Raw genomic sequence first — 16122 nt, 5'->3', positions numbered from 1 at the left:
TCTGATAACTTTTGAAACTCTCTGCTTATATTCATAACCGCAAAAATAATCTATATTTGTGTCCACACGATAGGAAGCTTCGGGAGAAAATTACTCAAGCTGAAGAAGATTATCATCAAAAACTAATTCTAACTAACGTTTTTGTTTGAACTTAAAAAATAAATAAAAATAGATTTTCAATGTTTTTTAGCAATGACAAGGGGTGGCGATTTTCCCGATTTTTTTGATAGCTTTTAATTTCTAAAAATAAACCCTTACGAAGGGCATGAAGGCGGTACCATAAATATTGTTAGTGTCATTTAATACATTATAACGTGCGCCAACAGTCACATTCCCGGATCTATAGCCAGCGCCAAGAAACAAACCAGTGTTCCAATAATCTTGTGAATTGCTATTGGAACCATCTAAATCTACATTGACTCTTAATTGTTCTAATTCTGCCGAAAGTTGAATTTCTTTTATAGGATTAAATAATCCTATAATACTGACGCCATATAAATGGGAAGCATAATAATTTTTTTGTTTTACATAAGTGTATTGCACACCAAGGCCTAAAGCTACATATTCATTGAAATTGTAAATGGCACTTGGAGCCAGTGATATATCAGTATAACCAGAACCAAAGCTTAATCCAATACCGCCTCCAAATTGTACTTTTTGCCAAAAATCACTTTGTGATTTATACGTAATCGTTTGCTGTTGTGCCAATAAAAAACTGGAAGAAAATAAGGTTGTCAAAATAAAAAAAGATCTTAAAATGGCTAAATGATGATTTTTTTTCATGTTTTAAGGGTTTTTTTAACAAATTTTTACGTAAAAGTACGTAAAAAATTAATTTAGATATACTGGATTATTGTACTTTTGTCAAACTATTTAACAAAAAGTACATTCACTAACATTATGGATAGGTTTTCATTTTTAAACGCAGCACATACCGAATTTTTCGCACAATTATACGATCAATATTTAGAAAATCCAGACAGCGTTGAGCCAAGTTGGAGAAGTTTTTTTCAAGGTTTCGACTTTGGGATGGCTAGCTACAACGGTGAAAGTAAAGTGGAGCAGATGGCAGATTTTGCCGTTAATAACTCTGATTGTAATATCGTTTCGGATAAACTTCAAAAAGAATTCAACGTACTAAAATTGATTGATGGGTATCGTTCCCGTGGACATTTGTTTACAAAAACAAATCCCGTGAGAGACAGAAGAACTTCGTCACCTACATTAGATATCGTAAATTTTGGACTTTCTGCAACAGATTTAAATACTGTTTTTGATGCGGCAAAGGTTATTGGTATTCAACCTTGTACGCTTCAGGAGATTATAATGCACCTGGATGCTATTTATTGTCAGCACATTGGGGTCGAGTACATGTATATTCGTAAACCTGAAGTGGTGGAATGGATTCAGAAAAAACTTGGGATAAATGATAATCAGCCTAATTTTTCTGCTGATGAAAAGAAATCGATTCTTAATAAATTAAATGAAGCAGTTTCTTTTGAGAATTTTCTACATACAAAATACGTTGGTCAAAAACGATTTTCACTTGAAGGAGGGGAATCTGTAATTCCTGCTTTGGATGCCTTGATTGAAAAAGCTGCTGAAAAAGGAGTGGAACAATTTGTAATGGGAATGGCACATAGAGGTCGTTTGAATGTTTTGGCAAATATTTTTGGCAAATCTACCCAAGACATTTTTGGAGAATTTGACGGTAAGGATTATGATCAGGAATATTTTGACGGAGATGTAAAATACCATTTAGGTCTTACAGCTGATAAAGTTACCAGTACAGGAAAAAAAATAAATATTAATTTGGCTCCAAATCCTTCTCACCTTGAAACAGTTGGTGCAGTAATTGAAGGAATTACAAGAGCAAAACAAGATAAATATTTTCCTAATGATTTTTCTAAAGTATTGCCAATTGCCGTTCACGGTGATGCCGCAATTGCTGGTCAGGGAATTCTTTATGAAATTGTGCAAATGGCACAATTGGATGGGTATAAAACGGGAGGTACAATTCACATTGTAATCAACAATCAGGTAGGTTTTACAACTAATTATCTTGATGCCCGTTCATCAACCTATTGTACAGATGTTGCCAAAGTAACGCTTTCGCCGGTATTACACGTAAATGCAGATGACGCAGAAGCGGTAGTGCACGCCATGGCATTCGCTTTGGATTTCAGAATGCAATTTGGTCGTGATGTATTTATCGATTTATTAGGATATAGAAAATACGGACATAATGAAGGAGATGAACCTCGTTTCACGCAGCCGGTATTATATAAAATTATTGCAAAACATCAAAATCCAAGAGATATTTATGCTGAAAAGCTATTGTCTGAAGGGGTTATTGATGCTACTTATGTGAACGGATTAGAAAAAGAGTACAAATCTGATCTTGAAGTAAATCTTGAAGCGTCTCGTAAAAAAGACTTGACAATTATTACTCCATTTATGAAAAATGAATGGAAAGGCTTTGAGCAAGTAACGGATACACAAATGCTTGAAAAAGTGGATACTGCTTATTCAAAAGAAGGACTTACAGAAGTTGCAAACGCTATTTGTAATTTACCTTCGGATAAAAAGTTTATCAGTAAAATCCAAAAATTAATAAACGACAGAAAAACAATGTTTTTCGAAACCAATAAGTTGGATTGGGCTATGGCCGAACATTTAGCTTATGGATCATTATTAAAAGAAGGATATGACATACGTATTTCTGGACAAGATGTAGAGCGAGGTACTTTTTCGCATCGTCACGCTGTTGTAAAAGTGGAGGATTCAGAAGAAGAAGTGGTTTTGATAAACAACTTAGAAGGTAAAAAAGGAAAATTCAATATTTTCAATTCTCTTTTATCTGAATATGGTGTTTTAGGTTTTGATTATGGCTACGCTTTAGCAAACCCGAATACATTAACAATTTGGGAAGCGCAGTTTGGGGATTTCAGTAATGGAGCCCAAATTATGATTGACCAATACATTTCTTGTGGAGAAGATAAATGGAACAATCAAAACGGAATTGTTTTATTATTGCCTCACGGATATGAAGGACAAGGAGCGGAGCATTCCTCAGCTAGAATGGAGCGTTATTTACAACTTTGCGCCAGACATAATATGTATGTTGCCGATTGTACAACACCTGCCAACTTTTTCCACTTGTTGAGAAGACAAATGAAAACGACTTTCCGTAAACCACTTATTGTGTTTACACCAAAGAGTTTATTGCGTGATCCAAGAGTTTTGTCACCGATAGAAGATTTTGCATCAGGAAGTTTCCAAGAAACATTTGATGATGAAACAGTGAATAAAACCGATGTTAAAACATTAGTTTTCTGTACTGGGAAATTCTATTACGACATCACTGCCGAAAGAGAGAACAACGGACGTAATGATGTGGCTGTAGTGAGAATTGAACAATTATTCCCATTACCAGTCGAACAATTAAGCGCCATTATCGCTAAATATCCAAACGCGGATGATTATGTTTGGGCACAAGAAGAACCAAAAAACATGGGAGCTTACAGCTATATGTTGATGAATTTCGATTTAGTAAAATGGAGATTGGCTTCGCTAAAAGCGTATGCTGCACCAGCGGCAGGAAGTTATACAAGAGCAAAACGTCGTCAGGCCGATGCGATACGAATGGTATTTGATAAAAATTTATTTAGATAGAAAAAAGTTTAAAGTTTAAGGTTTAAAGTCTCATTTATAGAACCTTAATCCTTAAACTTTAAATTATTTAACTTTAAACTTTAAACTAAAAGAAAGATGATTTTAGAAATGAAAGTCCCATCACCAGGGGAATCTATAAAAGAAGTTGAAATTGCAACTTGGTTGGTAAAAGACGGAGACTATGTAGAGAAAGACCAGGCAATTGCTGAGGTTGATTCTGATAAAGCAACATTAGAATTACCTGCAGAAGCAAGCGGAATCATTACATTAAAAGCAGAAGAAGGCGATGCAGTAGCAGTAGGAGCAGTGGTTTGTTTAATAGATACCAGTGCTGTAAAACCATCTGGTGCCGCACCAGCTGTAGAAGTTGCAAAAGCAGTTGAAGCTCCAAAGGCTGAAGTTAAAGCAGAAGCGCTAAAAGCAGCTCCGGTAGCAACAGCAACGTATGCTTCAGGAACGCCATCTCCAGCAGCAAGAAAAATATTAGACGAAAAAAATATAGCACCAGCTGCAGTAACAGGAACTGGAAAAGCCGGAAGAATCACTAAAGAGGATGCAGTAAATGCAGTTCCATCTATGGGAACACCTACAGGCGGATCTCGCGGAACGGAGCGTACTAAATTATCTATGTTGCGTAGAAAAGTAGCTGAAAGATTGGTTGCTGCCAAAAACGAAACAGCGATGTTAACTACATTCAATGAAGTAAACATGACGCCAATCAACTTGATCCGAAATGAATACAAAGATGCGTTCAAAGCAAAACATGGTGGAATTGGTTTAGGATATATGTCTTTCTTTACTAAAGCAGTAACCAGAGCATTAAAATTATTCCCAGATGTAAATTCAATGATGGATGGTGATCATAAGATTGCTTTCGATTTTTGCGACATTTCAATTGCAGTTTCAGGACCAAAAGGTTTAATGGTTCCTGTAGTTCGTAATGCTGAAAACTTAACTTTCCGTGGAGTTGAAGCGGATATTAAAAGATTAGCATTAAAAGCACGTGACGGACAAATCACAGTTGATGATATGACTGGTGGAACGTTCACAATTACTAACGGTGGTGTTTTTGGAAGTATGTTGAGTACACCAATTATCAATCCTCCACAATCTGGAATCCTTGGAATGCACAACATTATCGAGCGTCCAATTGCAGTAAACGGGAAAGTGGAAATTCATCCAATGATGTATGTAGCTTTATCGTATGACCACAGAATTATTGATGGACGTGAGTCTGTTGGTTTCTTGGTAGCAGTAAAAGAAGCTTTAGAAAATCCATTAGAATTATTGATGGACAACAATCCTAAAAAAGCATTAGAATTGTAATAACGATACTTTGTCATTCTGACGAAGGAAGAATCTCAATCCCGTTTAGTTTTGCTAAACGGGATTTTTTGTTTGAAAGCGTGACTATTTGATGATTTTTTTCTAATGCGGAATTTGGGTTAAAAAATAATATTAGCAAGTTAAATCTTATATATTGTAAAAAAAGATGTATTTTATCGTTTAAATATGTTTTTTGTATATACTTTAAAAATCATCCTTTTAAATTTGTAATACATTTTTGGCTGTGAAAAAAATATGGTGCATAATTATAAGAACTAAATTTTTAAGATTTCTGTATTATTGGAAGTAGTGCCAACAACGGAATTAAATATTAGAAACACAACAATTTACAGTTTTTTTATTATTAACAATTAATACAAACACACAATGAAAAAATTACTTTTAGGAGCTGTACTGGCATTTAGCATTGTATCTTGTTCAAAATCTGACGAGATAGCTGTTCCAACAGGAACTGCACATACTTTTGAATTCAATGCACATACGGAGACGCCATCTACCGGTAAAATGGCAAAGGGAACGGTATTATCTTATGTACTAACCGTTGAAGCGATTAACAAAGATGGAAAGGTGGTTGATTCTAAATCATTCACTTCAAGCATTGCGGAACATTTTAATTGCAAACTTTCATCACCAACGGGAGATATCACTCTTAGGGTATCGGTAGCGCCAATTACCATTGTTGTTAAGGATATATCATTTATTCCTAAAAATGAGATTACGGAAGAAATTGGTGAAATTGTGGAGTTTGTGCAACTGCCTATTAATGGAATATTAACTGCAGCATATAATGAAGCCACTAAAGTATTAACAGCAACAGTACCGATAGAAAGTCATGAACTTTCAGCTGATTTTGGAGATAAAGTTTCGGTAATGACTAAAATTGAATCTATTGACGATGTCATAAAAAAGAGAGGGTATAGAACTTTTACTTTTGATAATGCCAGTAAGATTATTTCCAGTCGTGGATATAGCACCGATGCTCAAGATAAAGATGAAAATTCAATAGTGGTTTATAATGAAACTGGTAAAATCGTCGAAATAAAGAATACGGATAAAGAAGGTCATACATCATCGGAGGTAATAGAATATGATGGGGAGAATATTATTTCTAGTGTAAATCAACTTGAAAGCCGCTACGAAACATATCGTTATAATACAGATGGAAGAATTCGTGAATCGGTTAAAAATGATTATTATAATGGAAACACTTATCATAGAACCGAGAATTTCACCTATTATGCCAATGATAGTATTAGAGTTAAGCCGTCAGATTCTGATGTAGCCGATATTTTGGTGCTTAACGACAACACAAATCCTTTATGTAAAACTATTCCGGCTGCATTCCTTAAAATTTTGGCTACCGATAACGATATGGGAGGGTACAATGTTAAATCATCCCACAAAGAAGGAAAACACAATGCAGATTTTGATGTAAGTTATGAATATGTTAAGGACTCAAAAGGGAGAGTTATTAAACAAACTATTAAATATAAAACTATAGAAATGAATACTACCCCTGACGCTAACACGATTAAACAACACGTTGAAGTTACTGAGTTTCAATATATGTCAAAGTAACACTGATGAGTCTTAAATTGTCAAAATAATAGAATTGCTATTACGGACAACAATCCTAAAAAAGCATTAGAATTGTAGTCATTCTGCTTTTAGCATATATAAAAAATCCCATTTGACTTTTCAAATGGGATTTTTTTTAAATTCCTTTAAATTCCTTTAAATTCCACAGTATCAAAAAGAGCATAATTTTGGCTTTGCGGAATGTGGTCGCCTATAAATTGTAAATTCTCGACACTGCAATAGATGTTGAATTTGGTATTTTTACCATAATTAAGTCGTACAGTTGCCATAATCGCATCATTGATTTTCCAACTTACATTGTAACGTCCATTTGAGGTTAGTGTTAATTCTAGAGAGAGACTATACCATTGTCCTCTTTTGATTTTATTTTGAACAGATTGGAACGGATAGCCCTGTGAGGTCATGTATACAATAAGATCGTCCGGTTCTGCCACTAATTGATCTCGAATGGCTTGTGTTCCGTAACCGATCTCAAAATCAAGTTCGTGTGTGTTATTGTTATATAAAAAAGCTCCAATGCTTGCCATGTCGCCAACACCCATTTCGGGGATATAAACATTCCAACGGTATGTTCCTGCGGCAAAACTTGAAATCGTTTTTACTTTTGATCTTTCCCAAGTGTTTGGATTGGTGAAAATGCGTAAATTTCCATTTTCAATCCAGTAATTTGGATTACCAACTTGGGTAGCGTCTTCCCATTCGGTTAAAGCATCGAAATTCCAAATTTTCGAATAAGTGGTGTTTGAAATTTTTGAATAGCTGACCTTCGAAATACTGGGATTGTTGGAGTCTGGATTGGTTATTGTTTCATTTTCGGTAGTTAAGTTGTCTGGAGAACAAGAAAATAAAAGCAGTCCCATAAATATCAATAGTTTTTTGAAAATATTTTTCATGTTTCTTTGAGGTTTTAAGGTCGTTTTTCTATTGTAAATATAAGCAATAATTGAAATAGTCTACAATCGCTTTTCCTTTCATTAAAATATCAGCACCTATGATTCCATGAACAGGTTTTGCTTTATGTTGCGTTAAAGCTTCGTTTACATGGGATAAATCAAAAATTACGACATCAAAAGCAATGTCCTTCCAAGTGCCTAGTTGCAATTGGTTTTTTATGGCTATTTGAGTCAACATTCCGGTAGCTCCAGCTCCTGAAGCTTTAGTTTTTGATTTTTTTGCTTCCAATAAAAATAAATCGACACTTTCAAATCCTACACAACTAGTTGAAGCACCCGTGTCTAAAATGAAATTTCCTTTGACACCATTGATTTTTGCATTGATCAAAAGGTGTTGTGTTTTAGTAATCTTAAATTTTACTTTTTTGTAATTTTCCTTTTTAAGGATATCGTGAAGGTTTTTCATTTTCGAGAGCGATTGAAAACCAAAAATAAACCAATTAGAATCAAAAACCCAATACTATAAAATATATAATTTACAGTATTTTTTTTGGTTTCTAATTCCCCATAATACACAAAAGCACTCCAATAATAAGGCGATTTTTTGGCATTTGGAATGCTTTTGTTCTTTAAAAAATCAAGTTTTGTATTGGCATTAGCTTCAAAATAAGATTGACTCTTTTTGTAGTTTTTATAAAAATTATCCATAAAAACGGATGTTGTATAATCATTCACCTTCCACAATGAAAACAATAAATTTTGTGCTCCGGCAAATTGAAAACCTCTGGCAATACTCATCGCTCCTTCGGATTTGTAGAGTTTTCCTATTCCAGTTTCGCAGGCGCTCAATACCACTAATTCCGGATTGATTTTCAAATTATATAACTCCGAATACAAGATTTCCTGATCGTAGAATTTAATGCTGGCTGGCGTTTCAATATCGCCTGCGGAAGCATGCGTAGACAAATGCAAAATAGAATAGGTACTGGCATTTCTTTTAAAATTATCGAATGTTGCCGTTGCATTTTCAAAAAACCGACCCTCAAAATTCTTTTTTATGGATTGCAATTCGGTCTTCGAAAAAGTCAATGCATAATCAGTTTTTTCAAAAACAGGGAAAATACCTAAAACCGTTTGCTGCTCTGCCGAAAGTGGCTTTGCATTCAAATAAAATGTAGCCGAATTGTTGTAGGCAATCCTAAAATCATTCAGTAAATAATGCATTTTGGCAAAATTAGTTGTTTTGGATTTTTTACTGATTAATGCTTCAAACGGAAGAAAATTTAATATTCCATCAGGGATAATGAGGAGGTTTTTATGAATTGTGTTTTTGGGCAATTTGAGTAAATCAAAAGCAATTTTTCCATATTGATTGTAGCCTTTTATATTATTTGTAATGGCATTGGCATCACTAAAATAGTCCAAGAATTGCCAAATTTTAACAATGGAATGCGCATTATTACTAAAGGAGTTTAGTTTTATTTGTTCGTTTTCCAAAGTAAAATAATACATCTTTTCAAACCCCGAGAAATAATAAACCATAATGGCTTTGTCTTTTTCGAGCTTTGAAAATAAAGCGTTTAGATCTAAATTTTCCGGAATAAATTTGGGATTTTTTAAACGAATTTTTTTAAGCGAAAGCATTAGTTCATTTTGCTTTTTGATGGCTTCGTTTATTTTTGAAATATCGGCTAAAGCGCCTTTTTGTTGTTCTTTTATGATTTCAGTATTCCGGTTTTGAAGCTGTTCTAAATGGATTTTTTCTTTTCTTGAAATGATTTTATTTTGGGTAAGATAACTTTTTAAAACCCCTGATTTTGTTCGTTCTGATAATTGGAAGGCATTTTCCAGATAACTGATTTTCTTCTCTTTTTGGTAAAGAAAGTCATAGATGGAGATGCATTTTTCGGTGCGGTTTCTAACTCGGGTTTGGTTGATGATTTTGGAGTTTTCATAAACCAAAAGATTGGCAAATAAATCTTCGATGTGGAATGAAAGTTTGTATGTTTCTAATGCTTTTTTGGGTTGGTTTTGTTTTTGAAAAATTTCGGCTTGTAAGTCTAATGCATCCAATAAAACAGTCTCAGCGTAAAGTAAATTTTGGTTTGGCAGGATGCTTTTTTTATTGGAGTAATTGTGTATTAAAATTTTAAAAACCGCCGAGATTGAAGTACTTGATTCAGCGAGTTTTTGTTGTTGAAAAAGCAGTAAAGCTTCTTCATATTTGAATTTGGCAATTTTTCGAGGTGTTACATTGAGAGTTTCAAAGAAATATTTTTTTGCTTTTTCAAAATAAGAATTGGCTAATTCAAAATTATGCCATTGGGCATTAAGAGCAGATAAATTTCGGTAACAATTCGCCAGTGTTTCGGTTTGGGTTTTATCTGATTTCAATAATTGAATAGCGTCAAGATAAGATTTTTCAAGATTTTTAAAAAAATTAGGCCTAATGGGCTTAGTAATGTCTGTATTTTTATAACTCAATACATAGTTGTTTCCTAAATTATTCAATAAATTCCCTTTTTGAGTATTAGATAATTTTTCCGTTCGGATGGTTTTTTCTAAAAGGTCTATCGCTAAGTCCGCTTTTCCCGCACTTTGGTACACATTCGATAAATTGAGAATGGCAGCTACTTTTTGCAGTTGGTTTTTTTCTTTTTCTGCAATGAAATAATACTGTTTAATGGTGTTTTCAGCATTGTCGTAATCACCTAAAACGGTGTATAAATTCCCCAATGGCTTCAAACAATATTCGATAATGTCATAATCCTGAAGTTTGTTCTTTTGATGAATTTGCCATGCTTTTTCGTAGCTTGAAATCGCTTGATGCGTTTGATTAAATTGGTTTTGATAGTAAGCAATATTGCAATTTAAAACCACCATTGCCAGCAGTTCATTTTTGGATTTTGGCTTTGGATTCTTGTAAAAATCCTTTTCGATTTTGGTGAGATTTTGTAAGCCGTCAATAGATGGATGCGCTACAAAAGCATCGACTGCATTGTATATTTTATCTTCTTGGGTAAGCGGTTTCTGCCCGAAAACAATCAGAGTTGAAAAGAGTAAAAGGAAGAAAAAGATTCTTGTCATTAAAAATGGTTTTAAACACAAAAGTCACAAAAGAGTAAAGATTCAGGATTGTTTATAAGCACAAAAGTTGCAAAAGTTTGAATTACTCTAACTTGCAAAAATATTAATCATCTAAAAGGTTAAAGTATTCATTTACGAATGTTTTTTGTCTTTCATTATATAAGTTGATACAATGAAAATTATAGAGTATTCCTTTTGGTTTTTTTAAGAGCTTCATATATGTTAATATTTGTGCTTGATGAATTGGAGGGAGATTATCTTGTGCTTTTAATTCTACTACAATACAATCTTCTACTAATAAATCACATCTGTAATCAGTTTCAAGTTCATTTCCTTTGAAGTTTATTCTCACTTTCAATTCTGATTTGAATGAAATTCCTCTTAATGTTAATTCTGTTTTTATGCATTTATGATAAACACTTTCTAACAATCCGGGGCCTAGTTCCTTATGGACTTCTATTGCAGCTCCATTTATTTTGTATGTTAAATCCTTTAAATAGGTTTTCGTTATGTGCATAATTTTTTCTTTTGTGACTTTTGCTTTTCTTTTATGACTTTTGTGTTTAAACTAAAACTTCCATATCCCATAAAACTGAAAATAATTAAAATTATCCTTAAAATTCATTATATATCTCGCTCCCAAACTTGGACCAATTCTAGCAAATCCTCCCGTGAAATCTAAAACAAATCCAGTTTTGACATCAGTAAACGTATTGGAAGCGGTATTGGTAAAATATTCTGTTCTGAGTAAAAACTTGTCAGATGTTCCTTCAAAAGTTTCGGTTTTTAGGGTCAGTTCCTTACTTTCAGACACATTTATGTTGACTTGTATTCCGGCTCCAATTCCAAAATAATTATTAAGGTTGTACCGAAAAAGTACTGGAACTTCCCAGTTGATGTTTTTGTTGTCTACTGTGGTAGTCATTCTTTGTAATTGTACGTTACCAGTTGATTGATTGATTTCGTCCCTAACCGTAACTTTATCGTCATAAGTATGCACACTGTTTAAAAACTCGGCTTGACCATAATAACGATAGGATTTGAAAGGAGAAAGTGTAGCGCCAACGAAATAACTTTTGGAATTTTCTAAGCTGGGATACACATTATAGCCAGCTTTGACACCAATTGAAATTCCCGGTAAAAATCGAGTAGTGGCATAATTAGTAAGAATGGGTTCGTTTTTATCGAAAATAATTGCGGTTCTACTTTTTGTTTTGATTTTGTGAAAGTCTTCATTGAATTTCATGGAGTATTTTACAAATCCTTTAGTACTGTCAATTTCTTTTACATTTTTTTGGTTACTTCCCGGTAAATAGATATTTCTGAAAATGAAAAATATTTGACTTTCCCTGACAATGGTGTCCAAACAGCTTGTTGTGGGAATTTCGCCTTTTGGACAAATTGGGCATTGGGGATACATGTCTTCTATTTGAAATGTTTTTTTGTCGAACATTTCCGGTATATCTGTTTCCAGACGAATCATTCTGGCTGGGCCTTCACCATTGTTCTGGAAACGTGTTTTGAATTTTACTCTTTTGAAACGCACCAATCTATAATTCATGAAACTTCCATTAGAACCCATTTTGTTTGGGTCGTGTGAAGTAACGATTTCCATTTCCAAATTTTTTATCTTGTGATTTTTGAAATTTCGATTGGGAACAAATATACCACGCATGGTTACAATTGCACTCGTGTCTTTGATCATTTCAGGAGTGGTTTTGAACGTGTAAAAAATAGTACGGGTTTCTCCTGGATTACTGTCGTCAAATTCCAGAATGGAAACGTTGTTGTATGTTTTATTTGCTTCTAAAAGCGTGGCATCCAAATCTTCTTCGGTGGTTGTGATTTTGTGTTTTTTGGCTGGAGCCAAATTCTCGCTGGAAGCCAAATACGAATTAGAATTTTCTAAGTCATTAACTGATGCAATAATATTTTCCTTGATTTCGCGTTCTCCTGCATGGGTTCTTAAATCCATCAATTCGAAGTTGTTATTTTTGAATTGTTTCTCGTTGTAAAAAAGATATAATTTTCCGTTACTTACATAATTTTCCATGTTTTGGTAACTTAGAATAACAACCATTTCCTGTTCAGGAATAGGATCACAATTTTTTTGAATTGAAAATCCATTTTGGTCTTCTATGGAAGCGATATCTTTGTAAATTTCCTCGGGAATCTCGTTTACGGCTACTTTTTTTGGTCGCGTGGCGGGTGGTTTTCCGTTGTCGTAATTATTGGTTACGGTAAGTCGGGCAGTATAGGTGCCTTTGGTTTTGTAAACGTGTTTAGGTTCGACTTGTTTGCTGTAATGACCATCGCCCATTTCCCATAAGTAGGAATAACTGGGTTTTGGTGCGCCGGCGATTGGAATGAGTGGGGGCGTTTCTGGCTTGAAGGTGACTAGATTTCCTTTTTGATCGTATCCAATATTAGCTCTTCGGGTGATGGTATCTTTTACTTTGGTTTGGGAATAAAGTAGAAAAGAAGTTAGAAATAAGAGGAAAAATAAAGTTGGTTTCATAATCGGGGACGGTTTTAGCCCTGATAGCAGAGTAAATCCTTTTTGTTCGCTTTTTTGGCGGGCAAAAAGATTGCAACGGATAGCAGGATTAGCTCCAAATTACTAACTCGTTTGTTCTCAAAATGACTCAGGATAAATTGAAATTATTTTTTAAAAGTAAAAAAAAGTGGTGAGCAAATCACCACTTTTTTAAAAATTTATTTTGGAAGTTATTGTATTGCATTGATTGCGGCTACTAATTGGGCTTCGGTACCTAAAGTTGTTTCGGCTAAAGTGAAAGTGTACACATCGTTTGCCTGAACGGTAACGGCTTTGATGGCGTATCTCCATTGTCCGTTATCTTCGGTTGCAAAAATCACGTGACATGCTAAACCTATTGGAATTTGGCCGTAGTGTTCGCTGAATAATCCGGCTGCAGTGTAGGTGTCTAATTTTGCAAGTGCATTTTGTCCTTCGCCATCGTAAGATAAATAAATCGCGCTATTGTTGTTATCGTAACCGTCAGGAGCGTCAGCAAGAATGGTGGTTCTAGGCCTTGGGTCACTGTAAAATTTATCAACATTTGTCCAGCCAAAGTTTCCAAAAGACACATAATAGTTATTTCCTTCTGCTTGTACGCCGCCTTTACCGCCATTTGTTCCAGCTGCATCTCTGGCATCTTTCCAGGCCAAGTCTCCATTAGCATCTATAATTCCAGTCCAGAATGTCATTGCAGCATCTACACCGTCTGTCAAACTTGCGGGAACCATTAGATTAATGTTACAGGTAGTTGCAAGTGCAACACCACCTTGTGTTGCCTTGATAAAGAATTCTCCGCCGGAAATCAATAAATTTCTATTTCCATCTGCCATTATACCCATAGTTGGTTTATTAGTTACCAGCATATTTCCTTTGTCGAATAGTTCAACGAATTCTACGTCAACGGTTCCTGTTACTGGGTTTCCTGCTTTGGTCAAACAGTCACCGTTTATGTTTATTTTCACTCCTTTTGCGGAGGTTAAAGTGATTACTCCAGTTCCTGCAGTCATCGTAAATTTTTGGGTTTGTGCTTCTAGAGCTTCTTTTCTGACGGCTGCAAATTCTGCGGCCGATGGAGGTAAAATAGTTGCGTCGTCGTCATCGTTGTTACAGCTAACTAAAGCGATTGTTGCTAAGAATAATAATCCGATGTTTTTTAAATTTGATTTCATGGTTTCTAATTTTTTAAATTGTTGTTTAATAGTTTTTAGTAATAGATGCTTTTGGTTTTGTAATTGTCACCCCTTTAATCTGAATTTATTTCAGATTCTTTTGGTTTCATTGTTATATCAACTTCCGGTTTAAATTGTTACCCTTTATTTTTGAATTTTTTATTATCGAGTAATTAATGCCCAAAGTTTATTAATGAAGAGGCGTCCGATTTTTTTTAGGTGTCTTTTCATAGTATTGATTCTTATTGTTTTATATGGTTATATCAAATTGGTTTTATAATTGTTACCCCTTTAATCTGAATTTATTTCAGATTCTTTTTTACATTAGCTAATAAAAAGTTTTTTATGGCTAACAATGCGATTCATCCCGATCAAATTTATATAGAGGGTCTTGCTAATAATAACTCGGCAATCATCCAATCGATTTATAAGAAGTTTGTTCCCAAAGTGGTTTCTTATATAAGGAATAATTCAGGCGATGAAGATCAGGCCCAAGATGTGGTTCAGGAAATCATGATTTTGCTTTTCAATCAGGCAAAAGCCAATAAATTGCAACTTACTTGCCCGTTTGATGCGTACTTTTTTTTGTTATGCAAAAGAAAATGGTTGAATGAATTGAAAAAGTCTTCGAATAAAGGGGTAACAATTGACGAGGATTTCGCATCTAATAATGAACCCACTGAGGAAATGGTCACGCAAACCGAAGCATTCGAGGAGAAACAACAGCTTTTTGATGCGATGTTTCAAAAACTGGGCGACAAATGTCAAGAGTTGTTGAAATTGAGTTTTACCATTAAATCTATGGAGGAGGTGGCGGAGAAACTCAATGTGACTTATGGTTATGTCCGCAAGAAAAAATCATTGTGTATCGGCCAGTTAACCCAATGGATTCAGGAAAACAATCGTTTTAAATCTTTAAAAATAACTTAGCCATGAACGAGGAACGCTACATCGTATTCGATCAATATCTTCAGGACGAACTGTCTGCCGAAGAAAAAGTAAAGTTCGAGAAAGAGTTGTCTGAAGACCCGGAACTGGCTTCGGCATTTGAAACTTTTAAGGAATTGAATCTTCATTTGGAAAATAAATTTGGTAATGCTGATGAGTTTGACAGTTTCAAAGAAAATTTAAAATCGATTTCTAATGCGCATTTTAAAGCTTCGAAACCAAAAGTAATCAACTTTAAACCTTGGATTTATTTGATTGCCGCGTCGGTTACTGTTTTGATTGGGTTGTTTCTTTTTAATCCAAATCCAAATTTTGAAGATTTTAATCAATATGAGAATGCTTATTTTACCGAAAGAGGGGATGTTGATAAAAATTTGAAACAAGCAGAAGAAACTTTCAATGCAAAAAAATATAAAGCAGCCATTCCGTTTTTTGAAGCGGTTTTGAAAGAGAAAAAAACACCTGAAATTCAATATTTTTATGGAATTTCATTGTTGGAAGCCAATAAGATTAAAGATGCAGAAGTTGTTTTTAATGAACTGAAATCAGGAACTTCTATTTATAAAAATAAAGCAATTTGGAGTCTTGCCTTATCTAAATTAAAACAGAAAGACTATAAATCATGTAAGGAAATCCTGTTGACGATTCCTTCGGATTACGAGGATTATGATCAAGTTCAGGAATTATTGAAGGAATTGGATTAAAAGTGTTTACTGCAAATTTGTCATTCCGACGAAGGAGGAATCTCATCAACGTGGATCTTGTTGTGTGAGATTCCTCCTTCGTCGGAATGACAAAACCACTAAATGGACTTTAATTAATCTTTGCGTAACCACTTTTTCTAGTAGTTTTATTCTTGTATTTT

12 protein-coding genes are annotated in these 16122 nt (G+C 34.2%); 5 read left to right on the top strand and 7 right to left on the bottom strand.

The genetic code is table 11. The annotated features are described in order from the left end of the window. Positions 1-240: 240 nt before the first annotated feature. The gene (locus FNW38_RS15300; protein WP_143387445.1) at positions 241-783 is read right to left on the bottom strand and encodes a hypothetical protein; all 543 of its coding nucleotides are present in this window, start codon (positions 781-783) and stop codon (positions 241-243) included. Positions 784-900: 117 nt separating this feature from the next. Here FNW38_RS15300 and FNW38_RS15295 point away from each other — a divergent pair, with 117 nt between their 5' ends. From FNW38_RS15295 to FNW38_RS15285, 3 genes are all read left to right on the top strand, one after another. Next, positions 901-3675, top strand: coding sequence for a 2-oxoglutarate dehydrogenase E1 component (locus FNW38_RS15295; RefSeq protein WP_143387446.1), 2775 nt, complete (start codon positions 901-903; stop codon positions 3673-3675). 96 nt (positions 3676-3771) lie between these two features. After that, complete coding sequence (gene odhB, locus FNW38_RS15290) at positions 3772-5001, top strand: 2-oxoglutarate dehydrogenase complex dihydrolipoyllysine-residue succinyltransferase (RefSeq protein WP_143387447.1); 1230 nt, start codon at positions 3772-3774, stop codon at positions 4999-5001. 387 nt (positions 5002-5388) lie between these two features. After that, entirely contained in the window at positions 5389-6600 is a 1212-nt protein-coding gene (locus FNW38_RS15285) for a hypothetical protein (protein ID WP_143387448.1), read from the top strand. 146 nt (positions 6601-6746) lie between these two features. On the opposite strand, the gene FNW38_RS15280 is transcribed toward FNW38_RS15285, so the two are convergent. From FNW38_RS15280 to FNW38_RS15255, 6 genes are all read right to left on the bottom strand, one after another. Beyond that, entirely contained in the window at positions 6747-7514 is a 768-nt protein-coding gene (locus FNW38_RS15280) for a hypothetical protein (protein WP_235890215.1), read from the bottom strand. 28 nt (positions 7515-7542) lie between these two features. After that, on the bottom strand, positions 7543-7980 hold the full coding sequence (locus tag FNW38_RS15275) for a retropepsin-like aspartic protease (protein ID WP_143387449.1): 438 nt from the start codon (positions 7978-7980) through the stop codon (positions 7543-7545). Further along, a complete protein-coding gene (locus FNW38_RS15270) occupies positions 7977-10601 on the bottom strand; it encodes a CHAT domain-containing protein (RefSeq protein WP_143387450.1) in 2625 nt (874 codons plus the stop codon). The genes FNW38_RS15275 and FNW38_RS15270 overlap by 4 nt, the downstream gene beginning before the upstream one ends. 103 nt (positions 10602-10704) lie before the next feature. Next, positions 10705-11118 carry a GxxExxY protein gene (locus tag FNW38_RS15265; RefSeq protein ID WP_143387451.1) on the bottom strand — a complete coding sequence of 138 codons (414 nt, stop codon included), beginning with the start codon at positions 11116-11118 and terminating at the stop codon, positions 10705-10707. A 51-nt stretch (positions 11119-11169) separates the two neighbouring features. Further along, positions 11170-13119 carry a PKD domain-containing protein gene (locus FNW38_RS15260; protein ID WP_143387452.1) on the bottom strand — a complete coding sequence of 650 codons (1950 nt, stop codon included), beginning with the start codon at positions 13117-13119 and terminating at the stop codon, positions 11170-11172. A gap of 209 nt (positions 13120-13328) precedes the next feature. Beyond that, a complete protein-coding gene (locus tag FNW38_RS15255; protein WP_143387453.1) occupies positions 13329-14309 on the bottom strand; it encodes a hypothetical protein in 981 nt (326 codons plus the stop codon). Positions 14310-14654: 345 nt separating this feature from the next. Between FNW38_RS15255 and FNW38_RS15250 the strand changes: the two genes are divergently transcribed. Both FNW38_RS15250 and FNW38_RS15245 read left to right on the top strand, forming a co-directional pair. Continuing rightward, entirely contained in the window at positions 14655-15239 is a 585-nt protein-coding gene (locus FNW38_RS15250) for an RNA polymerase sigma factor (protein ID WP_143387454.1), read from the top strand. Between the two features lie 2 nt (positions 15240-15241). Beyond that, on the top strand, positions 15242-15961 hold the full coding sequence (locus FNW38_RS15245) for a tetratricopeptide repeat protein (protein WP_143387455.1): 720 nt from the start codon (positions 15242-15244) through the stop codon (positions 15959-15961). The last annotated feature ends 161 nt before the right edge of the window (positions 15962-16122 follow it).

The sequence above is a fragment of the Flavobacterium gawalongense genome, assembly GCF_007097265.1.
GTDB lineage: Bacteria > Bacteroidota > Bacteroidia > Flavobacteriales > Flavobacteriaceae > Flavobacterium > Flavobacterium gawalongense.
Note: the sequence above shows the minus strand (reverse complement) of the source record. Positions and strands in the feature narration are given on the sequence as shown.

Coding starts and splice junctions, on each gene's coding strand:
- FNW38_RS15250 (WP_143387454.1), top strand. CDS start 14,655: ATGGCTAACAATGCGATTCATCCCGATCAAATTTATATAGAGGGTCTT.
- odhB (WP_143387447.1), top strand. CDS start 3,772: ATGATTTTAGAAATGAAAGTCCCATCACCAGGGGAATCTATAAAAGAA.
- FNW38_RS15295 (WP_143387446.1), top strand. CDS start 901: ATGGATAGGTTTTCATTTTTAAACGCAGCACATACCGAATTTTTCGCA.
- FNW38_RS15300 (WP_143387445.1), bottom strand. CDS start 783: ATGAAAAAAAATCATCATTTAGCCATTTTAAGATCTTTTTTTATTTTG.
- FNW38_RS15260 (WP_143387452.1), bottom strand. CDS start 13,119: ATGAAACCAACTTTATTTTTCCTCTTATTTCTAACTTCTTTTCTACTT.
- FNW38_RS15285 (WP_143387448.1), top strand. CDS start 5,389: ATGAAAAAATTACTTTTAGGAGCTGTACTGGCATTTAGCATTGTATCT.
- FNW38_RS15270 (WP_143387450.1), bottom strand. CDS start 10,601: ATGACAAGAATCTTTTTCTTCCTTTTACTCTTTTCAACTCTGATTGTT.
- FNW38_RS15255 (WP_143387453.1), bottom strand. CDS start 14,309: ATGAAATCAAATTTAAAAAACATCGGATTATTATTCTTAGCAACAATC.
- FNW38_RS15280 (WP_235890215.1), bottom strand. CDS start 7,514: ATGAAAAATATTTTCAAAAAACTATTGATATTTATGGGACTGCTTTTA.
- FNW38_RS15245 (WP_143387455.1), top strand. CDS start 15,242: ATGAACGAGGAACGCTACATCGTATTCGATCAATATCTTCAGGACGAA.
- FNW38_RS15275 (WP_143387449.1), bottom strand. CDS start 7,980: ATGAAAAACCTTCACGATATCCTTAAAAAGGAAAATTACAAAAAAGTA.
- FNW38_RS15265 (WP_143387451.1), bottom strand. CDS start 11,118: ATGCACATAACGAAAACCTATTTAAAGGATTTAACATACAAAATAAAT.